This window comes from Variovorax sp. CF313, from assembly GCF_000282635.1.
Taxonomy (GTDB): Bacteria; Pseudomonadota; Gammaproteobacteria; order Burkholderiales; family Burkholderiaceae_C; genus Variovorax.
The window spans coordinates 1-25,243 of the sequence record NZ_AKIW01000100.1 but is presented as its reverse complement, the minus strand read 5'-3'; the positions used below and the strand labels follow the sequence as shown (position 1 = coordinate 25,243).

The window sequence follows — 25,243 nt, the reverse complement described above, 5'->3', positions numbered from 1 at the left end:
GCGGGTCAGCATCCCGCAAGGTAGTGCATGACGCGCGTGTGAACGGACCCTAGAGCACGAACGGAATGAAGCGCCGCGTGCCGCGCATGTAAGCGCGGTAGGCGTCGCCGAAATGCGCGATGCATTCCTTCTCGTCGCGCAGGGCAGTCAGGAACAGCAGCACCGTGGCCGCGAGCACCAGTGCCAGCGTGAGCCAGGTGAACTGCTTGAGGAAGGCGCCCCAGGCCAGCAGCATCAGTGCCGTGTACATCGGATGTCGTATGTACCGGAAGGCGCCGGTGGTGACGATGGACGAGGTTTTTTCGAAACCGTACAGCGCGGGGTCGTCGCTGCGCGCCTCGGTCGGCTTGCCCTGCGCCTTCAGCAGCCGCACCGCGTGGATCGGCAACCAGATCGACAGCACGAAGAAGAGCGAAGAGACGATCTGCCTCGCCGAAAACGGATCGTCATGCCACACGGGCAGGTTCACCACGACCAGCACCAGCATGCATTCCCACGCGAAGAAGCGGTAGAAGCCGTGCGAGCCGGGCCGGCTCAGCGGGCCGCGCGACACGTACAGCAGCGCCGCGGTGCCGGCGACGAGAAGGAAGAGCTGGAGCCAGAAGAGCATGGCGGGCGAATTTACACGGCCTTGGGCGCTTTCCGGTGAATCAGGAGGCCGCCGCTTCGGGTTTCTTGGAAACCAGCGTCAGGATGTCGTAGCTGGCGACCAGCTCGCCGTCCTGGTTCGTCACCTCCACGTCCCATGCGACCACGCCCTGGCCCTGGCCGCTCGCGTCTTTCCTGTTGCGGTCGATCTTGCGCTTGCAGGTCAGGCGCGCCTGGATGGTGTCGCCGATGCCCACGGGCTTGGTGAAGCGCAGCGTGTCCAGGCCGTAGTTGGCGAGCACCGGGCCCGGCGACGGCGACACGAACAGGCCTGCCGCGGCCGACAGCACGAAGTAGCCGTGCGCGATGCGCTTGCCGAAGGGCGATTCCTTGGCCGCCACCTCGTCGAAGTGCATGTAGAAGTAGTCGCCCGAGATGCCGCCGAAGGCGACGATGTCGGCCTCGCCCACGGTGCGGCGGTGGGTGAGCAGCGAGTCGCCGATGCGCAGGTCCTCGAAGTAGCGGCGGAAGGGGTGCACCTCGCTCTCGCGTACGGCCGCGCCGCGCACGTGTTCGCCGGTGATGGCGGCGAGCATGGTGGGCGAGCCTTGCACCGCGGCGCGCTGCAGGTAGTGCTTCACCGCGCGCAGGCCGCCGAGTTCTTCGCCGCCGCCCGCGCGGCCCGGGCCGCCGTGCTTGAGCTGTGGCAGCGGCGAGCCGTGGCCGGTCGATTCGGCGGCGGCCTCGCGGTCGAGCACCAGCAGGCGGCCATGCCACGCGGCAGCCACCGGAATGGCCTTGGCCGCGATGGCGGGGTCGCGCGTGACCAGCGTGCCGACGAGGCTGCCGCGGCCGCGCGCAGCCAGCGCCAGTGCTTCGTCGATGCCCTCGTAGGGCATCAGCGTGCTGACGGGGCCGAAGGCCTCCACATCGTGTGCAGCGTCGTGCTCGAGCGGCTTGCGGCTCAGCAGCAGCGTAGGCGCGAAAAACGCGCCATCGGCCACGCCCTCGCCAATCGGCGAGAAGCCGTCGCGCTCGCCGTAGACCAGCTCGGCGCCTTGCAGCAGCGTGGCGACACGCGCGGCCACGTCGGCCTGCTGGTCGCGCGAGGCGAGCGCGCCCATGCGCACCTCTTCGCGCGACGGATCGCCGACCACCGTCTTCGCGAGCCGCGCGCGCAGCCGCTCGGCCACCGCATCGAGGTGCCGGCGCGGCACGATCGCGCGGCGGATGGCCGTGCACTTCTGGCCGGCCTTGGTCGTCATCTCGCGCGCCACTTCCTTCACGAAGAGATCGAACTCCTCGTCGTCCGGCGTCACGTCGGGCGCGAGGATCGCGCAGTTGAGCGAGTCGGCCTCGGCATTGAACGGGATCGACTGGCGCACGATGTTCGGGTGCACGCGCAGCTTGGCGGCGGTGTCGGCCGAACCGGTGAAGGTGACCACGTCGGGCCCTTCGAGCCGGTCGAGCAGGTCGCCCGTGCCGCCGATGACGAGCTGCAGCGCGCCCGCCGGCAGGATGCCCGACTGCACGATGAGCCGCACCAGCGCCTCGGTGAGGTAGCTGGTGGCCGTGGCCGGCTTGCCGATGCAGGGCATGCCCGCGAGGAAGCTGGGCGCGAACTTCTCGAGCAGGCCCCACACCGGGAAATTGAACGCATCGATATGCACCGCCACGCCGCCGCGCGGCACCAGGATGTGCGTGCCCGCGAAGCCGCCCTTCTTGCCGAGCGGGAAGGCCGGGCCCTCGTGCACGAGGTTGCCGGAGGGCAGCTCGTTGGTGCCGATGCCGGCATAGGCGCTCAGCGTGCCGGCGCCGCCTTCGATGTCGATCCAGCTGTCGGCGCGCGTGGCGCCCGTGTGGGCCGAGATGGCGTAGAGCGTTTCCTTGTTCGCGGCGATGTACTTGGCCAGCGCCTTCAGGCGCTCGGCGCGCTGCTGGAAGTCGAGCGCCATCAGCGCGGGAATGCCGGTGCGGCGCGCGTATTGCAGCGCTTCGGCGAAGTCGATGGCCTCGGCGTGCGTGGCTGCCACGGGCTGGCCGTTGACGGCGCTGCGCAGTTGCTGGGCGGCCTGCTGGCCGATCCAGCGGCCGGCGATGTAGCTTTGGAGGGTGGTGGTCATGAAGGGTGTCCTTGTATGGCTCCTTCCCCCTTTGGGGGAAGGCTGGGATGGGGGCAGCGCCCAACGAGCGTTGCTCTTCGTTCGAGGCCGTCGTGCCCCCACCCCAACCCTCCCCCGGAAGGGGAGTGAGCAAGAAAGGGAGGCACGTCGGTCATTCCTTCTTTCCTATACCGAGGTACGTGTCGATGATCCGCTGGTCGTGCAGCAGGTCGCGCGCCTTGCCTTCGAGCGCCACGGCGCCCATCTCCAGCACGTAGGCGCGGTCGGCCACCTGCAGCGCGGCGCGTGCGTTCTGCTCCACGAGCAGCACCGACACGCCATGGCTGCGCAGCTGCGACACCACGCGCAGCACCTCGCGCACCACCAGCGGGGCGAGGCCCAGCGAGGGTTCGTCGAGCATCAGCAAACGCGGCCGCGCCATCAGCGCGCGGCCAATGGCCAGCATCTGGCGTTCGCCGCCCGAAAGCGTGGAAGCCAGCTGTGGGCGGCGCTCGCGCAGGCGCGGGAAGATCCCGAAGATCTCGTCCATGCGCGCGCGCTGGTCGCGCTCGCCTTTGCGCCACTGGTAGAAGCCGCCGAGCAGCAGGTTGTCTTCCACCGACATCTCGCCGAACAGCTCGCGCCGCTCGGGCACCAGTGCGACGCCGCGCGCCACCATGGTCTCGACGCTGGGGCGCGCGACGCGCCCGCCGTCCAGCATCAGCTGGCCGGTGGAAGGCAGCAGGCCCATGGCGGCGCACAGCAGCGTGGTTTTGCCGGCGCCATTGGGGCCGATCACGGTGACGATCTCGCCCTCGTTCACCTGCAGGCGCACGCTGTGCACCGCTTCCACGGTGCGGTAGGCGACGCAGAAGCCGTCGAGTTGAAGCAAAGGATGGCTCATCGGGCGTCTTCCAGCAGTTCGTCGTCCGCGCCGCCGAGGTAGGCTTCAAGCACGCGCGGGTTGGCCTGCACTTCGGCCGGCGTGCCGGTGGCGATGACGGTGCCGAATTCGAGCACCGTGATGCGGTCGGCGAGGTTCATTACGAACTCCATGTCGTGCTCCACCACGAGGATGCCGAGGCCCTCGGCGCGCAACTGGCTCAGCAGCACCGAGAGCGCGCGCTTTTCAAGATGGCGCAGGCCGGCCGCCGGTTCGTCGAGCAGCAGCACCGAGGGCTGGCCGGCGAGCGCGCGGGCGATTTCGACCACGCGCTGCTGGCCGAGCGAGAGCGATGCCGCGGGCGTGTCAGCATGCGCGCCGAGGCCGCAGCGTTCGATCTGCCTGCGGGCCTCGGCCATCAGCGCGGCTTCTTCGGCACGGTCCAGCCGCAGCATCGCGGCGAGCCAGCCACGCTTCGCACGCAGGTGCGCGCCGAGCGCGACGTTCTCAGCCACGCTGCGCTGTCCGAGCAGGCGCACGTGCTGGAAGGTGCGGCCCAGGCCCAGCGCGGCGAAGGCGCGCGAAGGCTTGGCCGCCATCGGCTGGCCGGCGAGCTTCACCTCGCCCGAGGTCGGGTCGTCCACGCCCGAGATCATGTTGAAGAAGGTGCTCTTGCCGGCGCCGTTCGGGCCGATCAGCGCATGGATCTCGCCGGCCTTCAGTGTCATCGAAATCGCGTTGTTGGCCACGAGCCCGCCGAATCGCTTGCTCACGTCGCTGGCTTGCAGCAGCAGTTCGCCACTCGCGGGCAGCGTGCGCTGCGCGAGCTGCACGGTCGGCGCCTTCGATGCGAGAGCCGGCGCCTTGCGCGCCGCATCGTTGCGCACCCAGCGGCGCGTGATGCGCGCCAGCGTGGGCCACAGGCCGTCGGAAAAACGCTGCAGCACGAAGAGCATCAGCAGCCCGAACACGATCACCTCGAAGTTGCCGCTGCTGCCGAGCAGCGAGGGCAGCACGTCCTGCAGCTTTTCCTTCAGCAGCGTGATCAGCGCCGCACCCAGCACCGCACCCCACAGGTGGCCCGCGCCGCCGACCACCGCCATGAACAGCAGCTCGATGCCGATGTTCAGGTTGAAGGGCGTTGGGTTCACGAATCGCTGCAGGTGCGCATAGAGCCAGCCCGACACCGCCGCGAGCAGCGCGGCCAGCACGAACAGCTTGATGCGGTGGCGCGCCGTGTCGACGCCCATCGACTCGGCCATCAGCCGCCCGCCCTTGAGTGCGCGGATGGCGCGGCCTTCGCGGGAATCGAGCAGGTTGTGCAGCGCCCAGAGCGCCAGCAGCAGCACCGCCCAGATCACGACGCCGAGCGCGCGCGGCGTGGCCAGCGATAGCCCCGCCACCACCAGCGGCGGCACGCCCGTGATGCCGGTCTGCCCGCCGAGGAAGTCCATGTTGCCCAGCAGGTAGTACAGGCTCAGGCCCCAGGCGATGGTGCACAGCGGCAGGTAGTGGCCCGACAGCTTGAGCGTGACCGCGCCGAGCATCCAGGCCAGCGCGAAGGTGAACGCCAGGCCCAGCAGCAGGCCGGCCCACGGCAGCAGCGCAGGGCCGACCGCGCCACCCAGCCAGGCGGCAGCAGTGGGCGACGTGCAGATCCATGCGGTGGCGTAGGCGCCCATGCCGACGAACGCGGCCTGCCCGAAAGAGGTCATGCCACCCACGCCGGTGAGCATGACCAGCCCGGCCGCGACCAGCGCATACAGGCCGATGTTGCTGAGCACCGAGACCGTGAATTCGGGCAGGAAGCCCCAGGCCAGCGCCAGCAGCACCACGCACGCCAGCGTGAGCTGGCGCGGCGTGACCAGCGGCTTGCCTTCGGGCGGGGTGTTCAGTGTCGCGGGATTCGAAGACGCGCTCATTCTTCGTCCTCCACGTGGCGGCTGTGGAGCGAACGCCACCACAGCACTGGAATGATCAGCGTGAAGACCAGCACCTCCTTGAACGGGCTGGCCCAGAACGAGGCGAATGCTTCGAGCTGTCCCACCAGCAGCGCGCCGGCCAGCGCCAGCGGATAGCTCGCAAGCCCGCCGACGATGGCGGCGACGAAGCCCTTCAGGCCGATGAGAAAGCCGGTGTCGTAATACACCGTGGTGATCGGTGCGATCAGCAGCCCCGAGACGGCGCCGATGAGCGCTGCGAGCGCGAAGCTCAGGTCGCCCGAGAGCTCGGTCGGAATGCCCGACAGCCGCGCGCCCACCCGGTTGATGGCGGTGGCACGCAGCGCCTTGCCGACCATCGAGCGGCCGAAGAACAGGAACATGGCAATCACCAGCAGCAGCGTGACGCCGACCACCACCAGCGACTGTCCGCCGACTGGAATGCCGCCGATGTCGAGGCGCGCTTCGGAGAACGCCGCGGTGCGCGAGCCTTCGGCACCGAAGAACAGCAGGCCCAGCCCGACCAGCACGCCGTGCAGCGCGACCGAGACGATCAGCAGCATCAGCACGTTGGCGTCCGCCAGCGGCCGGTAGGCCAGGCGGTAGAGCAGGGGGCCGAGCGGCATGATGAGAAGCAGCGTGGTGAGCGTCTGGCCCGTCATCGACGTGGGTTTGAGCAGCAGCACCAGCGCGGTGGCCGCCGCCGGCAACACCACGCACCATGCGAGCGCGGAGGCCCAGTCGACCACTGCGCCGCGCTTCCAGCGCCAGATTTCCACCAGCAGCACCGCGACTGCCAGCACCAGCAGCAGCCACAGCGTGGCCGGCACACGGCCAGCCTGCAGCATCGCCATAGAGAGCGCCCCGAAGGCGACGAACTCACCTTGGGGAATGAAGATGACGCGCGTGACTGAAAACACCAGCACCAGTGCGAGCGCCATCAAACCGTAGACGGCACCGTTGACGATGCCGTCCTGCCCCAAGAGCAGGGCGATCTGCAAATCCATAAAAGAAACCTTCGGGCTTGGCCCGTGTATCGAATCAGGGTCAGGCACAAGCGCCGTCAGTTGCGCTGCCTTGTGTTGCTCCATCCCCCTTTGGGGGAGGGAGCGAAGACATCAGGGCTGGTATTTCCAGGCGCCGTTCTCGATCTTCACCATCACGCGGGCGCGTTGGTCGAGACCCAGGTGGTCCTTCTCGGTCATGCTGAACACGCCGTGCGCGCCCGACACTTCCTTGACCTGCTCCAGCGCATCGCGCAGCGCGGCGCGGAATTCCGGCGTGCCGGGCTGCGCCTTCTTCAGTGCGACGGGCACGGCCGAGGTCATCAGCAGGCCGGCGTCCCAGGCGTGTGCACCGAAGGTCGACACGGTGCCCTTGCCGTAGGCGGCTTCGTAGGCGCCGACGTAAGCCAGTGCAGATTTCTTCACCGGGTTGCTGGCGGGCAGCTGCTCGGCCACCAGCACGGGGCCGGCGGGCAGGAAGGTGCCTTCCACGTCCTTGCCGCCCACGCGCAGGAAGTCGGCGTTCGCCACGCCGTGCGTCTGGTACATCTTGCCGGCGTAGCCGCGTTCCTTGAGCGTCTTCTGCGGCAGCGCGGCCGGTGTGCCCGAGCCCGCGACCAGCACCGCGTCGGCCTTGCTGGCCATGATCTTCAGCGCCTGGCCCGTCACCGAGGTGTCGGTGCGGGAGTAGCGCTCGTTGGCCACGATAGTGATCTTCTTCAGCGCAGCGGCCTTGGCGAATTCTTCCGACCAGCCTTCGCCGTATGCGTCGGAGAAGCCGATGAAGGCCACGGTCTTCACGCCGTTGGCGGCCATGTGCTCGGCGATGGCGAGCGACATCATGATGTCGTTCTGCGGCGTCTTGAACACCCACTTCTTCTTGGCGTCCATCGGTTCGATGATGCGGGCCGAAGCGGCGATGGAAATCATCGGCACCTTGGCTTCGCTCACCACGTCGATCATGGCCAGCGAGTTGGGCGTGGTGGTGGAGCCCAGCACGACGTCGACCTTGTTCTCTGCGATGAGCTTGCGCGTGTTGGCCACGGCCGCGGTGGTGTCCGAAGCGTCGTCGAGCACGATGTAGTTGATCTTCTGGCCGCCGATGGTCTTGGGCATCAGCGCGATGGTGTTCTTCTCCGGAATGCCGAGCGAGGCGGCCGGGCCGGTGGCCGAGAGCGTCACGCCGACATTGACGTCGGCCCACGCCGCGGCGGCGGTGGCGCACAGCGCGGCGATCAGCAGGGGCTTGAAGAAGAGTTTCATTGGTCTTGTCTCCGGTTGAAAAATATTTGAAGTTCTAGCGCTCGTCGAATGAGAGCGTGACGCGTTCGGTCAGGGGGTGTGCCTGGCAGGTCAGCACGAAACCTGCTGCCACTTCATTCTTGTCGAGCGCAAAGTTTCTTTCCATGCGGACTTCCCCGTCCACGCATTTGGCGCGGCAGGTGCCGCACACGCCGGAGGTGCACGAGAACGGGACTTCGAGCCCCGCGGCCGAAGCCGCATCGAGGATGCTGGGCTGGCCTTCGGTGTAGGTGATCTCGCGCTGCAGCCCGTCGCGCACGATGACGATGCGCGCCTGCCTGGCGTCGCCGGGCTGCGCCTCGTGCACCACCGCGCCGACCTGCGTGGCCGAAGGCAGCGCCACGCCGAAGCGTTCGATGTGGATGCGTTCCTCGGGCACGCCGGCGGCCAGCAGCGCGGCCTCGGCTTCGTCGTTCATCTGGAACGGGCCGCAGACATAGACATGGTCGATCGTCTTCGCAGGCACCACCGACGCCAGGAACTCGCCGATCTTCTCGCGGTTCATCACGCCGAAGCCCAGCGGCGAATCGGTGTGCTCGTCGGAGAACACGTGCTGCAGCACAAGCCGCGTCATGTAGCGGTTCTTCAGGTCCTCGATTTCTTCCTTGAACATCGTGGACTGCAGCTGGCGGTTGCCGTAGATCAGCGTGAAGCGGCTTCGCGGCTCGCGCGCCAGCACCGTCTTCATGATCGACAGGATCGGCGTGATGCCGCTGCCGCCCGCGATGCCGACGTGATGGCGTGCCGAAGCCGGCTCGATGGGCACGAAGAAGCGGCCCTGCGGCGCCATCACCTGCAGGGTGTCGCCCGGCTGCAGATGGGCGTTGATCCAGTTGGAGAACACGCCGCCGCGCACCTTGCGCACGCCGACGCGCAGCTCGCCATCGTCGAGGCCGGCGCAGATCGAATAGGAGCGGCGCAGGTCCTGGCCGTCGATGTCGTGGCGCAGCGTGAGGTACTGGCCCTGCGTGAAGCCGAAGACCTGCTGCAGGTCGATGGGCACTTCGAACGAGACGACGACGGCCTCGGCCGTGTCGGGCTCGATGGCCTTCACGCGCAGGGGATGGAAGAGGGTGCTCATCGCGGGGGAGTCTCAGAAGGGTTTGAAGTGTTCGAAAGGCTCCTTGCACGCCATGCAGCGGTACAGGGCCTTGCAGGCGGTGGAGCCGAATGCGGAAAGCCGCTCGGTGCGCTCGCTCGCGCAGCGCGGGCAGGCGATGCGCTCGCCGGCGATGCGGCCGAAGAGCTTGATGGGCATGGCGGTGCTGGCGGCCTGCTCGGCGTTCAGGTGCGCGGGCGGCGCGATGCCGTAGGCCTTGAGCTTGGCGCGACCCTCGTCGCTGATCCAGTCGCTGGTCCAGGCGGGTGCACGGCGCAGGGTTGCGCGCGCGCGGCCCAGGCCGGCCTGCTCGATGGCGGCCAGCACGTCGTGCTCGATGGCCTCGGTGGCGGGGCAGCCGGAGTAGGTCGGCGTGAGCACGATCTCCAACCCGTCGTCATGCTCGATCACGTCGCGCACGATGCCGAGGTCGCACACCGACACGGCCGGCACCTCGGGGTCGGGCACCGTGTGCAGCACGGCCCATGCCGCGTCGACGCGCGAGGCGAGGGCGTTCACCACACCCCCCCGGGAAAGCTGCGTTGCAGGTGCTGCATCTCCGCGAGGATGTAGCCCATGTGCTCGCTGTGCACGCCGTGCTTGCCGGTGCTGCGGAAGGCGGCTTCCTTCGGCATGGCGAGGCCGGCGGCGTCGAGCACCTGTTGCATTTCGGCGAGCCAAGGGTCGCGCAGTTCGCTCCACGCCGGACCGAGGCCGCTGGCGCTGGCTTCGGCATCGACCGCGTCGCTGAAGAAGAGCTCGGGCATGTAGAGCCATAGCTGCTTGAGCGCCTTTTCGGTGCGGCGGCGCGATTCGTCGGTGCCGTCGCCCAGCCGCACCACCCAGTCGCCCGAATGCTGCTGGTGGTAGCGCGCTTCCTTCACGGCCTTGCCGGCGATGGCAGCCACTTCGGGGTCGTTCGATGCGGCCAGGCGCTGCCACAGCAGCTTGAGCAGTGTCGACACCATGGTGTTGCGCACCACGGCGAAGGCGAAGTCGCCGCGCGGCAGTTCGGCGATGGTGAGGTTGAAGTAGTCGCGCTCGTCGCGCAGGTAGGCGAGTTGGTCTTCGTCGTGCTCGCAGCCTTCGATGCGGCCTGCGTGTGTCAGCAGCGCGCGCGCCTGGCCGACGAGGTCGAGCGCAATGTTGGCCATCGCGATGTCTTCCTCCAGCACGGGTGCGTGGCCGCACCATTCGCCCAGGCGCTGCGCGAGCACGAGGCAGGTGTCGCCGATGCGCAGCAGGTATTGCACGGCGGGCGTGCGGTTCAGTTCGATCGATGCTTGCATGGTCCTGGCCTTGCTCACATGTGGTCGACCGACTTGGGCAGCGCGTAGAAGGTCGGGTGGCGATACACCTTGTCTTCCGCCGGGTCGAAGAACATGTCCTTGTCGCCCGGGTCGCTCGCCACGATCTGGTCGGAGCGCACCACCCAGATGCTGCTGCCTTCCTGGCGGCGCGTGTACACGTCGCGCGCCATCTGGATCGCCATCTTCGGATCGGCCGCGTGCAGGCTGCCGCAGTGCTTGTGATCGAGCCCGGCCTTGCTGCGCACGAACACTTCCCACAGGGGCCACTCTTGCTTGCTGGTATCGGTGCTCATGCTGCTTCCTTCATCGGTTGCTTGTTGGCGTGGGCCATGGCGGCTTCACGCACCCACGCGCCTTCTTCCCAGGCGTCGACACGGGCCTGAAGGCGCTCGCGGTTGCAGGGGCCGTCGCCGCCGATCACGCGCCAGAACTCGCTCCAGTCGATCGCGCCGAAGTCGTGCGCCTGGCGCTCTTCGTTCCACTTCAGGTCGGGGTCGGGCAGGGTCACGCCGAGGATGCGCGCCTGCTCCACGGTGGCGTCGACGAACTTCTGGCGCAGCTCGTCGTTGCTGAAGCGCTTGATGCCCCAGCGCATCGACTGCGCGCTGTTGGGCGACTGGTCGTCGGGCGGGCCGAACATCATGATCGACGGCCACCACCAGCGGTTGACCGCGTCCTGCACCATGGCCTTCTGCGCCTCGGTGCCGTGGGTCATCATGGTCAGCAGGGCTTCGTAGCCCTGGCGCTGGTGGAAGCTTTCCTCGCGGCAGATGCGGATCATGGCGCGCGCATACGGCGCGTACGAGCAGCGGCAGATCGGCACCTGGTTCATGATGGCCGCGCCGTCCACCAGCCAGCCGATGGTGCCCATGTCGGCCCAGGTCAGCGTGGGGTAGTTGAAGATCGAGCTGTACTTTGCCTTGCCGCTGTGCAGCGCCTCGAACATCTGGTCGCGCGAGGTGCCCAGCGTTTCGGCCGCGGCATACAGGTAGAGGCCGTGGCCGCCTTCGTCCTGCACCTTGGCCAGCAGGATGGCCTTGCGCTTGAGCGTGGGCGCGCGGCTGATCCAGTTGCCTTCGGGCAGCATGCCGACGATTTCCGAGTGCGCGTGCTGGCTGATCTGGCGCACCAGCGTCTTGCGGTAGTGCTCGGGCATCCAGTCCTTCGCCTCGATGAAGTCGCCGGCGTCGATGTGCGCGTCGAAGCGTTCCTCGAGCCGCATTTCCTCGGCGGAGCGCACGGCCTTCTGTTTGCCGTCGCCTGCGCCCTTGCCCATGGTGTCCATTGCCTGGGTGTACATGTGCGTGTCCTTTCGGTGAATGGATGTGGAATGGCTTCAGCGCGGGCGCGTGTCGATCACGCGGCGTGCCTTGCCGGTCTGGGTGCGTTCCATCTCGTTGGGCGCATGGACCACCACGCGCGTGGAGATGCCGATGAGCGTCTTCACGCGGTGCTGCACCCATTCGCCGATGGCGGTGCGGTCCGCCGATGCTGCGTCGGCTTGGTTGAGTTCGCAGTGCACCTCGACCTGGTCGAGCTTGTCGGCGCGGCTCACGTGCACTTGGTAGAGGCCCGACAGCGCCTTGTGCGCGAGCACGATTTCTTCGACCTGCGTGGGGAAGACGTTGACGCCGCGGATGATCATCATGTCGTCGCTGCGCCCGACGATCTTGCCCATGCGGCGGAACGAACGCGAGGTGGGCGCCAGCAGGCGCGTGAGGTCGCGCGTGCGGTAGCGCACGATGGGCATGGCCTCCTTGCTCAGCGAGGTGAAGACCAGTTCGCCTTCCTCGCCGTCGGCCTTCAGCTCGCCGGTGTCGGGATCGATGATCTCGGGGTAGAAGTGGTCTTCCCAGATGACGGGGCCGTCCTTGCTCTCGACGCATTCGCTGGCTACGCCGGGGCCCATCACTTCGCTCAGGCCGTAGATGTCGACGGCGTCGATGCCTGCCTTGGCCTCGATGTCGCGGCGCATGGCCTCGGTCCACGGCTCGGCGCCGAAGATGCCGACCTTGAGCGAGCTGTCTTTCGCGTCGAGGCCCTGGCGCTCGAACTGCTCGATGATCACCTGCATGTAGCTGGGCGTGACCATGATGATGTCCGGCTTGAAGTCCTGGATCAGCTGCACCTGCTTCTCGGTCTGGCCGCCCGACATCGGGATGACGGTGCAGCCCGCGCGCTCGGCGCCGTAGTGCGCGCCCAGGCCGCCGGTGAACAGGCCGTAGCCGTACGACACGTGCACCATGTCGCCGGGCCGCCCGCCCGCGGCTCGGATGGAGCGGGCGACGAGGTCGGCCCAGGTGTCGATGTCCTTCAGCGTGTAGCCGACCACGGTCGGCTTGCCGGTGGTGCCCGACGAGGCGTGGATGCGCGCCACCTTCTCGCGCGGTACGGCGAACATGCCGAAGGGGTAGTTGTCGCGCAGGTCGCCCTTCACCGTGAACGGGAACTTCGACAGGTCGGCGAGCGACTTCAGGTCGTCGGGGTGCACGCCCTTGGCGTCGAAGGCCTTGCGGTAGTGAGGCACGTTGTCGTAGGCGCGCTGCAGCGTGGTGCGCAGGCGCTGGATCTGCAGCGCGGTGATTTCGTCGCGGCTCGTGGTTTCGATCGGCTCGAGGTCGCCGGGGGTGGGGCGTTTGACTGTCATGTGTCTTGTCTCCTCAGGCGGCAACGGCGGGGCGGCCCTTGGCGGTGTAGGAGCGGCCGCGGAACATCGCGATGCGCTCGCCGCGCTGGTTGGTGATCTCGGTGTCGTACACGCCGGTGCGGCCGGCCTTCGAGACTTCGTGGCAGCGCGCGGTGAGCACGTCGCCCTCGCGCGCCGGGGCGATGAAGTCGATCGAGAAGCCCGAGGCCACGGTCAGTTCGTTGTACGAGTTGCAGGCAAAGGCGAAGGTCGAGTCGGCCAGCACGGCCATGAAGCCACCGTGGCAGGTGGCGTGGCCATTGAGCATGTCGGGGCGCACCTTCATCTCTATGGTGGCTTGGCCGGGGCCGACCTCGACGATGCGCATGCCGAGGCCCTGCGTGGCGTTGTCGTTCGCGAGCATGCCGTCGCGGACGTACTCGGCTGTTTGTTGAGGAGTGCGGGTGGGTTCGGTCATCTTTTTTCAGCTGGCTCGAAGCTGCGTGTTCGGGTTCGGGGTGCGTGCACGGGCCACCCCGTCGGCGTGAGCGCGCCCCGAAGCACCCGTCTCACGCACAACGCGAAAGATCAAGAAGCAATGCTTCATCTCAGCGATCCTTGAACATCGGCGCACGCTTCGCGCGGAAGGCTTCGACGCCTTCGCGGTAGTCGTCGGCATTGCCCATGACGCGCTGCAGTCGGGCTTCTTCGTCGAGCGCCGTCCGCAGGTCCATGCCTTGCGCATCGGCCATGGCCTGGCGCGTAGCGACGAGGGCGCGGGTCGGCATGGCCGCCAGCTTCGATGCGAGGGCTGCCGCGGTTTCGGCCAGCGCCGCGTCGTCCACGCACTGCCAGATGAGGCCGATGCGCGCCGCCTCTTCGGCCGGCAGCTTGTCGCCCAGCATCGCGATGCCCAGCGCGCGGGCCGAACCGACGAGGCGCGGCAGCAGCCATGTGCCGCCGGTGTCGGGCACGAGGCCGATCTTGGTGAAGGCCTGGATGAAGCTGGCCGAGCGTCCCGCCACCACGAGGTCGCAGCACAGCGCGAGGTTGGCACCCGCACCGGCCGCCACGCCGTTCACCGCGGCGATCACCGGCACCGGCATCGAGCGCAGGCGCGCGACGAGCGGGGCGTAATAAGTGGAGATGACGTGGCCCAGGTCCTTGGGCGCGGCGCCCGGAGTCGGGTCGGGCGCGACCGAGGGATCGGCAAGGTCCTGGCCGGCACAGAAGGCACGGCCGGCGCCCGTGAGCACCACGCAGCGCACGCTCTCGTCCTGCGCTGCGGCCTCCAGCGCCGCCATCAACTCCGCATGCAGTTCGGTCGTGAAGCTGTTGAGCGCCGCAGGGCGGTTGAGGCTCAACGTGCGAACGGTGCCGGCGTTGCCGGTGAGTACCAAAGGCTCGGGCATGGCGTGTCTCTTTCATCCTCTGTGGGGGTGGATCGGCGTGCAAACACTATTGACCGACCGTTCGGTTGATTTTAGGATCGACCTCCATCCCGGCACAAGCGGGGGTGGTTCAGGGCAAACCCTGAGTCACGGAAAAAGGAGTCCGACCCAATGCCCAGCTATTCCATCGACGGCGTGATTCCCGTCGTCGACCCGAGCGCGTACGTGCACCCCACGGCGGTGCTGATCGGCGATGTGATCGTCGGCCCGAACTGCTACGTGGGTCCCTGCGCCAGCCTGCGCGGCGACTTCGGCCGCATCGTGCTGGAAGAGGGCTCGAACGTGCAGGACCACTGCTGCGTGCACGGCTTTCCCGGCAACGACACGGTGATCGAGGTCAATGGTCACATCGGCCACGGCGCGATCCTGCACAGCTGCATCGTGCGGCGCGACGCGCTGGTGGGGATGAACGCGGTGGTGATGGACGAGGCCGAGATCGGCGAGAAGGCCATCGTCGCGGCCTGCGCCTTCGTGCCGGCCGGCATGAAGGTGCCGGCACGCTCGCTGGTCGCGGGCATTCCGGCGAAGGTGAAGCGCGAATTGAGCGAAGACGAGATCGCCTGGAAACTCGAGGGCACGCAGACCTACCAGGCGCTCACGGTGCGCAGCCTCGCGAGCCTGCATGAAGTGGCGCCGCTCGCGCAGGTGGAGCCGCACCGCCCGCGCCTGCCGGCCACCGAGGTGCGCTCGCTCATCGCCACGAAGCGGGGCTGATCCGGTTCGCGCTTCGTGCAAGATCGCCCGTTGCCCTCAACACAACAGTCCAACCCAGGAACAAGAACCGATGCCGCGTGGAAGATCCGCCACCTACGACGACCAGCGTGAACTGATCCTCGCGCAGGCCGCCCAGCTGTTCGCACGCAGCGGCTATCCCGCCACCTCGATGAACCAGGTGGCCGAGGCCTGCGGGCTCTCGAAGGCGACGCTCTATCACTACTACAAGGACAAGAGCAGCCTGCTGATCAGCATCGCGGAGACGCACGTCTCCAAGCTCGCGGCGCTGGTGGCCGAGGAAGAGGCGTCGACGCACACCGACGAGCAGCGCCTGCGCCGCTTCATCTACCGCATCGTCGAGGAATACGCCGGCGCGCAGGACGCGCACCGCGTGCTGACCGACGACGTGCGCTTTCTCGAAGAGGCCGACCGCGAGCGCGTGCTCGACAAGGAGCGCGAGGTGGTCGCGGGCTTTGCGCGCGCCGTGTCTGCGCTGCGCCCCGGCGCACCGAGCGACGACCTCGCCAAGCCGCTGACCATGCTGCTGTTCGGCATGATCAACTGGATGTTCACCTGGATGAAACCCGATGGCCGGCTCGACCACGCGGCCATCGCGCCGATCGTGGCCGACCTGTTCCTGGGAGGTATCGGCGCGGTCAAGTCGCCCGATGCGCCGGCGGCCATGCCGCGCGGGCCTAGAGAATCCGGTTGAACCAGAGCAGCGACAGCCCCGCAGACAGCAGCGTGAGCACCGCGGCGCCCAGCGCGAAAAGTGCCGAGATCTCGGTTTCCTTCTTCTCCACGGTGAGCTTGGAGCTCAGCGTCTCGTAGACCTTCTTCAGGTCGTTCGCCGTGCCGGCGTAGAAGTACTCGGCGTTCGTCTTGTTGGCGATGGCCTTGAGCGTCTCCTCGTCGAGCCGCACGCGCATCGACCAGCCCTCGAAGCCGATGGTCTCGCCGTCGACCGTGCCCACGCCCACCGTGTAGATGCGCACGCCGCGGTCGGCCGCTGCCTTGGCCGCGTCGAGCGGATCGACGCCGGTGGTGCGCTGGCCGTCGGTCAGCATGATGATCGCGGCCGAGGTGAAGGAGCCCGGCGCCACGGGCGTGAATTCCTTGAGTTTCTTCTCGTTCTGGTCGATCGCAGCACCGCGCTGGCGGCTCGGCGAGCTGAACTGCTCGACGTCGATGCCCGCGTCGGGGAACAGCGTGGCCAGCGACACCACGATGGCATTGCCCGTGGCGGTGGCGCGCTGCAGCTGGAAGCTGTCGATGGCGGTCACCAGGTCCTCGTGGTTGGTGGTGGGCAGCTGTGCCACCTGCGCGCTGCCCGCGAAGGCGACGATGCCCACCTTCACGCTGCGCGGCAGGTCCTTGATGAAGCTCTTGGCCGCCTCCTGCGCCGCCACGAGCCGGTTGGGCTGCACGTCGGCCGCGCGCATGCTGCCCGACACGTCCATCGCCAGGATGATGGTCTGCTGGTTCGACGGCAGCACCACCACGGCCATGGGACGCGCCGCGGCCACCAGCATCGCGGCCATGGCCAGCAGGAAAAGCGCGGGCGGCAGATGCCGCCGCATGCTCTGCCCGGCACCTATGGCCTCGCGCACGATCGACAGGCTCGCATAGCGCACCGCCAGCTTCTTCTTGCGGCGCAGCAGCCAGAGGTAGAGCAGGATCAGCAGCGGCAGGGCCGCCAGCAGCCAGAGGAATTGAGGCCAGAGAAAAGTCATGCTGCCACCGCCTTCATGCCTGCCGGGCCGATGCGCGCGCGGCGCTTGCGCAGATCGGCGAAACGAACGATGGCTTCCACCAGGTCGTCATTGGTCGAGAGTTCGAGTGCGTCGACGCCGGCCCTGGCCAGTGCCTCGCGCAGTGCGGTTTCACGTTCCGACGCCAGGCGCGCGAAGCGTTTGCGAAAGCCCGCATCGTGGGTGTCGACCCACAGCTGCTCGCCGGTCTCGGCGTCGCGCAGCGGCACCAGGCCGAGGTCGGGCAGTTCGAGTTCGAGCGGGTCGAACAGGCGCACTGCGATCACCTCGTGGCGCTGCACCAGCTGGCCGAGCGGGCGCTCCCAGCCGGGCTCGCTCAGGAAGTCGGACACCACGAACACGGTGGAGCGGCGCGGCATCAGCGTGGCGGCCGACTTGAGCAGGTCGGCCAGGCGCGTCATGCCTTTCTGCATGGGCGCGGCCTCGGCTTTTTCAGCGCGCTTCTCCATCGCGTGCAGCAGGTGCAGCACGTGGCGCCGTCCGGTGCGCGGCGGAATCACCGCTTCGAGATCGCTGCCGTAGACCAGCGCGCCCACCCGGTTGCCGTGCCGCGTGAGCAGCCGCGCCAGTACGCCGACGAAACCCGCCGAGACCTCGCGCTTGGCCTTCAGGCCCGAGCCGAAATCGACCGAGCGGCTCAGGTCGAGCACGAACCACGCAGCCATCTCGCGGTCTTCGGTGAACACGCGCACATGCGGCGTCTGCAGCCGCGCCGTGACGTTCCAGTCGATGTGGCGCACGTCGTCGTGGTGCTGGTACTCGCGCAGGTCGGCCAGGTCGAGGCCGGTGCCGCGCATCAGCGTGCGGTAGTCGCCCTGCAGCAGGCCGTCGAGGCGGCGAATGACAGTCCATTCGAGCCGGCGCAGCGCGCGCTCGGCCCCACCGGCTTCTGCGGCGAGCCGTTCGTCGTTCGCGGCCGCGGGGGCCTTACGCCACCAGCTTTTCATGTTCGAGCGGCTTGGGAGGAGCGGGGACTGCGCGCATGATCTTCTCGACCAAGCCGTCGGGCGTCAGGCCCTCGGACAGGCCTTCGTAGGAAAGCGTCACGCGGTGGCGCAGCACGTCGGGCACCAGCGCCGTCATGTCTTCCGGCAGCGCATAGCTGCGGCCGCGCAGCAGCGCCAGGGCGCGCGCGCCCTCGGTCAGGCTGATGCTGGCGCGCGGGCTGGCACCGAAGGTGATGAAGCGGCGCAGGTCCTTCAGGCCATGCTTCTCGGGCGTGCGCGTGGCCGACACCAGCTTCACTGCGTACTGGATCAGCGAGGGGTCGACATACACGCGCCGGGCCTCGGCCTGCAGCGCCGCGAGCTGCTCGGTGGTGGCCACGGGCGTGGCGTTGACCGCCGGGCCGATCACGCGCTGGACGATGACGAATTCTTCCTCGTCGCTCGGGTAGTCGACCAGCACCTTCATCATGAAGCGGTCGACCTGCGCCTCGGGCAGCGGGTAGGTGCCCTCGGTCTCGATGGGGTTCTGCGTGGCCATCACGAGGAAGGGGCGCGGCACCTTGTGCGTCTCGCCGGCGATGGTGACCTGGCGCTCCTGCATCACCTCGAGCAGCGCGCTCTGCACCTTGGCCGGCGCGCGGTTGATTTCGTCGGCCAGCAGCAGGTTGGCGAACACCGGGCCCAGCGAGGTGCTGAACTCGCCCGTCTTCTGGTTGTAGATGCGCGTGCCCACGAGGTCGGCGGGCACGAGGTCGGGCGTGAACTGGATGCGCTTGAACTGGCCGCGCACGGTGTCGGCCAGCGTCTTGACGGTGAGTGTCTTCGCCAGGCCCGGCACGCCCTCGACCAGCAGGTGCCCGCCCGCGAGCATGGCGACCATCACGCGCTCGAGAAAGCGGTCCTGGCCCACGACCACGCGCTTCACCTCGTAGAGGATCTGCTCCATCAGTTCGGCGGTGCCGGCGGGCGTGGGATTGACGGTCTCTGTGCTCATGCGAAGGACTTTCGAAAAAGAATCGTCAGAACGGCGGCGAACCCGCGGCGGACGCGGCGTTCTCGATGGGCACCGCGAAGCCGATGCCGATGAAGGTGCGCTGCTGTGTCGGGTTGAGGATGGCGGTGACGATGCCGAGCACCTCGCCGTCCATGTTGATCAGCGGCCCGCCCGAATTGCCGGGGTTGGCGGCCGCGTCGAACTGGATCAGGTTGCCCAGCTCCTGCTTGCCCTCGGGCGAGCGGAACGAGCGCTTCAGGCCCGACACCACGCCGGCCGACACGGAAGGCCCGATGCCGAACGGAAAGCCCACGGCCGCCACCTGGTCGCCGGGCCGCAGGTCGGCGGTCGAGCGCATGGTGGCGGGGATCAGGTCGTCGGGAATCTTCTGCGCCTGCAGCACGGCAAGGTCGTTCTCGGGCTGCACGCCGGTGATGGTGGCCACAGCCTCCAGGCCGTCGAAGAAGGTGACCTTGATCTTGTCGGCGCCCGCGACCACGTGCAGGTTGGTCAGGATCACGCCCTTGTCGACGATCACCACGCCCGTGCCCACACCGCGCTCGACCTCGCCGGGCGTGCCGCCATCGCTGGGGGCTTCGGGCGGCTTGCCCTTGGCGAGGTTGCGTCCGCGCTTCTGGATCTTGGCTTCGGGCGTGTTCTTTTCTTCACCGTAGCTCACGACCCGCACCACCGAGGGCCGGATGATGTCCGCGGCCTTGGCGGCGGGCGAGGGCAGGGTGGTGGTCTGCAGCGTGCGCAGCACGGCCGCGTCGATGTCTTTCTGCGTGAGGGCCTTGGCGCCCGGGCGCGGGACCCACAGCGCAGCGCCGGTGACCAGCGCGGCCGACAGCACGACCAGCATCGCGAAGCTGCGGCGGCCGGGTTGCCAGCCGGTCTTCTTTGCGGGGGCGGCTTGCAGCGCAGGGCCCGCGCCGACCGCTTCGGGCGAGGCTGGCGCCCCTGCCCGTTCGGCCGCCTCGTCTGCGGCCGGTGGCAGCGTGCGGGGCGAATGGCTGTAGACACCTGGCCTGCGCATCGGAGCACCTCCGGCAAAAAATCGCGTGAAGGAGTTCACAGTAGCACGCTTTCCACGCCTGCGCATCCCATCGGGCATCATCGCGCGATGGCTACCTTCGTCGATACCCACTGCCACCTGGATGCGCCTGAATTCGGTGCCGAGATGCCCGTCCTGCGCGCCCGCGCCTCCGCGCGGGGCGTGGCGATGTGCGTGATCCCGGCGGTGGCCGCCTTCAACTTCGCAGCTGTGCGTGAACTGGCCCATGCGCAGGGCGATGCCTACGCGCTGGGCATTCACCCGCTGTGCACCGGCGAGGCGAAGGATGAAGACCTCGAAACCCTCGATGCCGAGCTGGCCGCGCAGCGCGGCGACCCGCGGCTGGTGGCGGTCGGCGAGGTCGGGCTCGACTACTTCGTCGAGGGGCTCGACGGCGAGAAGCAGGAGCGGTTTTTTCACACTCAGTTGCAACTGGCACGCAGGCACGGGTTACCCGTGCTGATCCATGTGCGGCGCTCGGTCGACAAGGTGCTCAAGCACCTGCGGCAGACGGCAGCCGGCAAGCCGTGGCAGGGCATTGCGCATGCCTTCAACGGCAGCGAGCAGCAGGCGCAAGCGTGCATCGAGCTCGGGTTGAAGCTCGGCTTCGGCGGCGCGGTGACCTTCGAACGCGCGCTGCAGCTGCGGCGGCTGGCCGCCACTTTGCCGCTTGGATCGATCGTGATGGAGACCGATGCGCCCGACATCCAGCCGCACTGGCTGTACCGCACGCAGGCCCAGCGCGATGCCGGCGAGCCGCAGGGCCGCAACGAGCCGGCCGAGCTGCCGCGCATCGCCGAAGTGGTGGCCGGCCTGCGCGGCATCGGCCTCGACGAGCTGGCCGCAGCCACCACCCGGAATGCGCTCGAAGCGCTGCCGCGTCTGGAAAATCTCATGGCCATGTCGGCGCGTCCACCGCGCCCCGCGTAGGCCAATGCCCCGTCCTGCCTGCATGAAGGCAGATGCCGCGGATTTGCTGTCATCCTCGAGCGCCACCAGTTCGTTGCTGGTTCAGTGGCAAGTCAGTCACTCAAAACTTCATCCAACAAGGAGCTTTACATGAGCACGTCTTTCGTTCGCACCATGCCCGTCGTCCTCGCACTGGCACTCGCCTCCATCGGCGTGTCGGCCGTGGCCCAGACCACCGCGCCTGCAGCCGCACCGGCCCCCGCTGTGGCCCCGGCCGAGCCCACCACCACCGAGAAGATGAAAGAGACCGGCAAGGAAGCCGTCGACGCCACCAAGCGCACGACCAAGAAGGCTGTCGCGGCCACCGAGAGCGGCACCAAGAAGGCCTGGAAGGCCACCAAGCGCACGACCAAGAAGGCCACCAACGCCACCAAGAAGGCAGCCGCCAAGACCGGCGAAGCCGTCGAGAACGCCGGCCACAAGGCGGCCGACGGCATGCGCAGCACCGGCAAGGCCATCGGCGAGAAGATCCCCGGCACGGCAGAGAACGAAGCCGCCAAGAAGTAAGCCTGCTTCGGCCTTCGCGAAAAAACCCGCTTCGGCGGGTTTTTTCATGGGCGGTGCAAGTGCGCGCGGGACGGTGGCACGATTGCCGCCCATGAATCCACCCGCCGCATCCGCTACCGCCGCGAGCACGTTGCTCACGGGACTCGCGCCCATCGTGTCGCCGGCCACCGTGGTGCTGATCCTCGGCAGCTTCCCCGGGGTCAAGTCGCTCGAGCGGCAGCAGTACTATGCACACCCCCAAAACCAGTTCTGGAAGATCTTGCAAGCCGTCTGGCCCGAAGTCCCTTTGCCGTCGGGCATAGACAGCTACGCGCAGCGCTGCCGGTGGCTGCTCGACCGCGGCCTGGGCGTGTGGGACGTGTACGGCGCCTGCGAGCGCGAGGGCAGCCTCGATTCGGCCATCCGCGCGCCCGTGGCGAACGACATCGCCGGGCTGCACCTGCCAAAGCTCGCGGCCATCGCGCACAACGGCGGCGAGAGCTTCAAGCACGCACGGCACACGCGCACCCTTGGCGTGCCGGTCTATCCGCTGCCTTCCACCAGTCCCGCCAACGCGTCGTGGAGCTTCGAGCGCAAGCTCGCGGCCTGGCGCGAGGTCTTCGCCGCCCACCAACTCGTCTGATGGCATCCAGCAAAATTCCCGCCGTTCTTCCCGAAGTCAATTTCTCCGACTGGGGCGACGTCCGCTACCTGCACCTGGGCACCGAATGGGTCCAGGGCTCGATGAAGCTGGACGCGCCCTTCGAGATCGAGCTCGAATACGTGCAGCGCATGATGGCCTGGCTGCTGTTCGCCGACAGCAAGACCGTGGCCAGCCGCCACGCGATGCAGCTCGGCCTGGGCGCGGCCACGCTCACCAAGTTCAGCCGCAAGATCCTGCGCATGCGCACCACCGCGATCGAGCTCAATCCGCAGGTGGTGTCGGCCTGCCGCGGCTGGTTCAAGCTGCCGCCGGACGACCCGAAGCTGCGCGTGGTGATCGCCGATGCGGCCGCCGAGATCCGCAAGCCCGAATGGCACGGCACGGTCGATGCGCTGCAGGTCGACCTGTACGACCACGAGGCCGCTGCACCCGTGCTCGACAGCGAAGACTTCTATGCCGACTGCCGCGCGCTGCTCACCGAGGACGGCTGCATGACGGTCAACCTCTTCGGCCGCTCGTCGAGCTATGAGCGCAGCCTCGAAAAAATCGCCGGTGCCTTCGGTGCCGATGCCGTCTGGGCGTTCAGGCCGACGCGCGAAGGCAACACGGTGGTGCTCGCGCAGCGCACGCCGAGCCGACCGAAGCGCGAGGCGCTTGCCGAGCGCGCCCAAACGATCCAGACTCGCTGGAGCCTGCCCGCGCCGAAATGGCTGCGGGTCTTCAAGCCCCTGAATATTTCACTTACCCGACCTGCCGGCTCATGAGCGTTGTTCCCGCTGTTTCTGCTCCCGCCCCACTGGCCGCCCGCCACGAAGGCCCGCTCGACCTGCGCCGCCTGATCGAATGGCTGGCTACCGACGGCGTGATCTCGCCCATGGAGGCCAAGCGCACCATCGCGCGCTGCGCCCAGGCCGAAAGCCGGCAGGCGCCGCTGGTGCGGCTGGCCAACGTGGCCATGACGCGCGAGGGCGACGGCAAGCCGCTCGATCTAGAAATGCTCACGCAATGGCTCGCGGGCCGCGCCGGGCTCACGTACCTGCGCATCGATCCGCTCAAGGTCGACGTGGGCAAGGTGGCCGACACCATGAGCGCTGCGTATGCCGAGCGCCACAAGGTGCTGCCGGTGCAGGTGCTGCCCAACGAGGTGGTGGTGGCCACGGCCGAGCCCTTTCTCACCGACTGGATCGCCGAGGTCGAGCGCCAGTCGCGCCGCGCGGTGCGCCGCGTGGTCGCCAACCCGGCCGACATCCAGCGCTACACGGCCGAGTTCTTCGCGCTCGCGAAGTCGGTGCGCGCCGCGCAGAAGGCCGGCGGCAACACCGGCGGCGCGAGCTTCGAGCAGCTGGTGGAGCTCGGCAAGAGCAACAAGCAGCTCGACGCCAACGACCAGAGCGTGGTGCAGGTGGTCGACTGGCTGTGGCAGTACGCCTTCGACCAGCGCGCGAGCGACATCCACCTGGAGCCGCGCCGCGAGCAGGGCGTGATCCGCTTTCGCATCGACGGCATCCTGCACCCCGCCTACCAGATGCCGATGGGCGTGATGAACGCGATGGTCGCGCGCATCAAGCTGCTGGGCCGCATGGACGTGGTGGAAAAGCGCCGCCCGCTCGATGGCCGCATCAAGACCCGCAACATGCGCGGCGACGAAATCGAAATGCGCCTGTCGACCCTGCCGACGGCCTTTGGCGAGAAGATGGTGATGCGGATCTTCGACCCCGACACCGCCGTGAAGGACCTCGACGCACTGGGCTTCGCGCAGCACGACGCCCAGCGCTGGGAGCAGCTCGTCACGCGGCCCAACGGCATCATCCTGGTGACCGGGCCCACGGGCTCGGGCAAGACCACCACGCTGTATTCCACGCTCAAGCGCGTGGCGACCGAAGAGGTCAACGTGAGCACGGTGGAAGACCCGATCGAAATGATCGAGCCCTCGTTCAACCAGACGCAGGTGCAGCCGCAGCTCGACTTCGGCTTCACCGAAGGCCTGCGCGCGCTGATGCGGCAGGACCCGGACATCATCATGGTCGGCGAAATCCGCGACCTCGCCACCGCCGAGATGGCGGTGCAGGCCGCGCTCACCGGCCACCTCGTGTTCAGCACGCTGCACACCAACGATGCACCGAGCGCCATCACGCGGCTGATGGAGCTGGGCGTGCCCTCCTACCTCATCAACGCGGTGATGCTGGGCGTGCTCGCGCAGCGGCTGGTGCGCACGCTGTGCCTCAACTGCAAGCAGCCCGACGACACCGTCACGCGCGAGAAGCTCGAAACCATCGTCAAGCCGTGGCAGATCACGGGCTCGGTGCGCGCGTACAAGCCCGTGGGCTGCGTCGACTGCCGCATGACCGGCTACATGGGGCGCATGGGCCTCTACGAACTGCTGAGCATCAGCGAGGCGTTCAAGGGCAACGTGACCAAGGAGCCCAACCTCGCCGGGCTGCGCCGCCAGGCCGTGATCGACGGCATGCGCCCGCTGCGGCTGGCCGGCGCGCTGCGCGTGGCCGAGGGCGTGACCACCATCGAGGAAGTGCTGAGCGCCACGCCGCCACTGGAATAGTCTTCCGCCCCAGGACCCTGAGTCCTTTCGGGTTATCCCTAGGCCTTTTGTTAGTGGAATCCACATCAGGCTGACCGGAAGCTGACTCGACAATCCCGCATCGAAATTTGTTCGAGGAGACTGTTCGTGAAGATCAAGAGTCAGAAAGACTTTTTCTCGGGCCTGATGTTCACGGTGGTGGGTGTGGCGTTCGCATGGGGCGCCACCACCTACACCGTGGGCAGCGGAGCCCGCATGGGTCCGGGTTATTTCCCGTTGATGCTCGGCATCCTGATGGCCCTCATCGGCCTCGGGATCATGTTCAGCGGGCTCACCGTTGAAACCACCGACGGCGAGAAGATCGGCAAGTGGGCCTGGAAGCAGGTGGTGTTCATCCTGGGCGCCAACCTCGCCTTCGGCATCCTGCTCGGCGGCCTGCCGAGCATCGGCGTCCCCGCCATGGGCATGATCATCGCCATCTACGCGCTGGTGATCATCTCCAGCCTTGCGGGCCATGAGTTCAAGCTGCCCAGCGTGCTGATCCTGGCCACCGTGCTGGCCATTGGCAGCTATGTCGCATTCATCTGGGCGCTGAAGCTCCAGATCCAGGTCTGGCCGACCTTCATCACCGGCTGAGAAGAAAGCTGCTCACATCATGGAATTGGTTGAACACCTCTCGATGGGTTTTGGCGTTGCCTTTACCTTCACCAACCTGCTGTACTGCCTGATCGGCTGCATCCTGGGCACGCTGATCGGCGTGCTCCCGGGTATCGGCCCGGTCGCGACCATCGCGATGCTGCTG

Annotated in this window: 26 protein-coding genes; 8 read left to right on the top strand and 18 right to left on the bottom strand. The window is 67.8% G+C overall.

Going from position 1 to position 25,243, the window contains the following annotated elements; genetic code table 11:
- Positions 1-49: 49 nt before the first annotated feature.
- The 14 genes from PMI12_RS23570 to PMI12_RS23505 form a co-directional block, all read right to left on the bottom strand.
- Positions 50-610, bottom strand: a complete 561-nt coding sequence (locus PMI12_RS23570) for a methyltransferase family protein (RefSeq protein ID WP_007837446.1) — start codon at positions 608-610, stop codon at positions 50-52.
- Positions 611-650: 40 nt separating this feature from the next.
- Positions 651-2,711: a phenylacetic acid degradation bifunctional protein PaaZ gene (paaZ, locus tag PMI12_RS23565; RefSeq protein ID WP_007837444.1), complete on the bottom strand. Its 2,061-nt coding sequence runs from the start codon at positions 2,709-2,711 to the stop codon at positions 651-653.
- 151 nt (positions 2,712-2,862) lie between these two features.
- Complete coding sequence (locus tag PMI12_RS23560; protein WP_007837443.1) at positions 2,863-3,594, bottom strand: ABC transporter ATP-binding protein; 732 nt, start codon at positions 3,592-3,594, stop codon at positions 2,863-2,865.
- Complete coding sequence (locus PMI12_RS23555; protein ID WP_007837442.1) at positions 3,591-5,495, bottom strand: branched-chain amino acid ABC transporter ATP-binding protein/permease; 1,905 nt, start codon at positions 5,493-5,495, stop codon at positions 3,591-3,593. Before PMI12_RS23555 ends, PMI12_RS23560 begins: the two co-directional genes overlap by 4 nt.
- Positions 5,492-6,520: a branched-chain amino acid ABC transporter permease gene (locus PMI12_RS23550; RefSeq protein WP_007837440.1), complete on the bottom strand. Its 1,029-nt coding sequence runs from the start codon at positions 6,518-6,520 to the stop codon at positions 5,492-5,494. The genes PMI12_RS23555 and PMI12_RS23550 overlap by 4 nt, the downstream gene beginning before the upstream one ends.
- Positions 6,521-6,631: 111 nt before the next feature.
- Positions 6,632-7,780 carry an ABC transporter substrate-binding protein gene (locus PMI12_RS23545; protein WP_007837437.1) on the bottom strand — a complete coding sequence of 383 codons (1,149 nt, stop codon included), beginning with the start codon at positions 7,778-7,780 and terminating at the stop codon, positions 6,632-6,634.
- Between the two features lie 34 nt (positions 7,781-7,814).
- On the bottom strand, positions 7,815-8,900 hold the full coding sequence (gene paaE, locus PMI12_RS23540; protein ID WP_007837435.1) for a 1,2-phenylacetyl-CoA epoxidase subunit PaaE: 1,086 nt from the start codon (positions 8,898-8,900) through the stop codon (positions 7,815-7,817).
- A gap of 12 nt (positions 8,901-8,912) precedes the next feature.
- Positions 8,913-9,437, bottom strand: a complete 525-nt coding sequence (gene paaD, locus PMI12_RS23535) for a 1,2-phenylacetyl-CoA epoxidase subunit PaaD (protein ID WP_007837434.1) — start codon at positions 9,435-9,437, stop codon at positions 8,913-8,915.
- On the bottom strand, positions 9,434-10,207 hold the full coding sequence (paaC, locus tag PMI12_RS23530) for a 1,2-phenylacetyl-CoA epoxidase subunit PaaC (protein WP_007837432.1): 774 nt from the start codon (positions 10,205-10,207) through the stop codon (positions 9,434-9,436). Before paaC ends, paaD begins: the two co-directional genes overlap by 4 nt.
- Positions 10,208-10,221: 14 nt before the next feature.
- Entirely contained in the window at positions 10,222-10,521 is a 300-nt protein-coding gene (gene paaB, locus PMI12_RS23525; RefSeq protein WP_007837429.1) for a 1,2-phenylacetyl-CoA epoxidase subunit PaaB, read from the bottom strand.
- Complete coding sequence (gene paaA, locus PMI12_RS23520) at positions 10,518-11,528, bottom strand: 1,2-phenylacetyl-CoA epoxidase subunit PaaA (protein ID WP_007837428.1); 1,011 nt, start codon at positions 11,526-11,528, stop codon at positions 10,518-10,520. Before paaA ends, paaB begins: the two co-directional genes overlap by 4 nt.
- A 36-nt stretch (positions 11,529-11,564) precedes the next feature.
- Positions 11,565-12,875 carry a phenylacetate--CoA ligase PaaK gene (paaK, locus tag PMI12_RS23515; protein ID WP_007837427.1) on the bottom strand — a complete coding sequence of 437 codons (1,311 nt, stop codon included), beginning with the start codon at positions 12,873-12,875 and terminating at the stop codon, positions 11,565-11,567.
- Positions 12,876-12,888: 13 nt separating this feature from the next.
- Positions 12,889-13,332: a hydroxyphenylacetyl-CoA thioesterase PaaI gene (paaI, locus tag PMI12_RS23510; RefSeq protein ID WP_007837426.1), complete on the bottom strand. Its 444-nt coding sequence runs from the start codon at positions 13,330-13,332 to the stop codon at positions 12,889-12,891.
- 130 nt (positions 13,333-13,462) lie between these two features.
- The gene (locus PMI12_RS23505; protein WP_007837425.1) at positions 13,463-14,266 is read right to left on the bottom strand and encodes an enoyl-CoA hydratase-related protein; all 804 of its coding nucleotides are present in this window, start codon (positions 14,264-14,266) and stop codon (positions 13,463-13,465) included.
- 150 nt (positions 14,267-14,416) lie between these two features.
- On the opposite strand from PMI12_RS23505, the gene PMI12_RS23500 reads away from it, so the two are divergent.
- Positions 14,417-15,019, top strand: a complete 603-nt coding sequence (locus PMI12_RS23500; protein ID WP_007837423.1) for a phenylacetic acid degradation protein PaaY — start codon at positions 14,417-14,419, stop codon at positions 15,017-15,019.
- Between the two features lie 70 nt (positions 15,020-15,089).
- The gene (locus PMI12_RS23495; RefSeq protein ID WP_007837421.1) at positions 15,090-15,731 is read left to right on the top strand and encodes a TetR/AcrR family transcriptional regulator; all 642 of its coding nucleotides are present in this window, start codon (positions 15,090-15,092) and stop codon (positions 15,729-15,731) included.
- Here PMI12_RS23495 and PMI12_RS23490 read toward each other — a convergent pair.
- Genes PMI12_RS23490 through PMI12_RS23475 form a run of 4 tightly spaced genes read right to left on the bottom strand, consistent with a single transcriptional unit; the run spans position 15,715 to position 19,768 of the window.
- Positions 15,715-16,752 (bottom strand): VWA domain-containing protein, encoded by a 1,038-nt coding sequence (locus PMI12_RS23490; RefSeq protein WP_007837419.1) that lies wholly within the window; start codon positions 16,750-16,752, stop codon positions 15,715-15,717. The two genes, PMI12_RS23495 and PMI12_RS23490, sit on opposite strands and share 17 nt — an antisense overlap.
- The gene (locus tag PMI12_RS23485; protein ID WP_007837418.1) at positions 16,749-17,738 is read right to left on the bottom strand and encodes a DUF58 domain-containing protein; all 990 of its coding nucleotides are present in this window, start codon (positions 17,736-17,738) and stop codon (positions 16,749-16,751) included. Before PMI12_RS23485 ends, PMI12_RS23490 begins: the two co-directional genes overlap by 4 nt.
- On the bottom strand, positions 17,719-18,732 hold the full coding sequence (locus tag PMI12_RS23480; RefSeq protein WP_007837416.1) for an AAA family ATPase: 1,014 nt from the start codon (positions 18,730-18,732) through the stop codon (positions 17,719-17,721). Before PMI12_RS23480 ends, PMI12_RS23485 begins: the two co-directional genes overlap by 20 nt.
- A gap of 25 nt (positions 18,733-18,757) precedes the next feature.
- A complete protein-coding gene (locus tag PMI12_RS23475; protein WP_007837415.1) occupies positions 18,758-19,768 on the bottom strand; it encodes a S1C family serine protease in 1,011 nt (336 codons plus the stop codon).
- Positions 19,769-19,855: 87 nt separating this feature from the next.
- Here PMI12_RS23475 and PMI12_RS23470 point away from each other — a divergent pair, with 87 nt between their 5' ends.
- The 6 genes from PMI12_RS23470 to PMI12_RS23445 all read left to right on the top strand — a co-directional run bounded on the left by PMI12_RS23470 (position 19,856) and on the right by PMI12_RS23445 (position 25,077).
- Positions 19,856-20,716 (top strand): TatD family hydrolase, encoded by an 861-nt coding sequence (locus PMI12_RS23470; protein ID WP_007837414.1) that lies wholly within the window; start codon positions 19,856-19,858, stop codon positions 20,714-20,716.
- Positions 20,717-20,845: 129 nt separating this feature from the next.
- On the top strand, positions 20,846-21,262 hold the full coding sequence (locus tag PMI12_RS23465) for a hypothetical protein (RefSeq protein ID WP_007837412.1): 417 nt from the start codon (positions 20,846-20,848) through the stop codon (positions 21,260-21,262).
- 91 nt (positions 21,263-21,353) lie between these two features.
- Positions 21,354-21,884, top strand: a complete 531-nt coding sequence (locus PMI12_RS23460; protein WP_042674133.1) for a DNA-deoxyinosine glycosylase — start codon at positions 21,354-21,356, stop codon at positions 21,882-21,884.
- A complete protein-coding gene (locus PMI12_RS23455; protein WP_007837409.1) occupies positions 21,884-22,669 on the top strand; it encodes a spermidine synthase in 786 nt (261 codons plus the stop codon). Before PMI12_RS23460 ends, PMI12_RS23455 begins: the two co-directional genes overlap by 1 nt.
- Positions 22,666-24,462, top strand: coding sequence for a GspE/PulE family protein (locus PMI12_RS23450; RefSeq protein ID WP_007837408.1), 1,797 nt, complete (start codon positions 22,666-22,668; stop codon positions 24,460-24,462). The genes PMI12_RS23455 and PMI12_RS23450 overlap by 4 nt, the downstream gene beginning before the upstream one ends.
- A 126-nt stretch (positions 24,463-24,588) precedes the next feature.
- Positions 24,589-25,077: a tripartite tricarboxylate transporter TctB family protein gene (locus PMI12_RS23445; RefSeq protein ID WP_007837406.1), complete on the top strand. Its 489-nt coding sequence runs from the start codon at positions 24,589-24,591 to the stop codon at positions 25,075-25,077.
- The last annotated feature ends 166 nt before the right edge of the window (positions 25,078-25,243 follow it).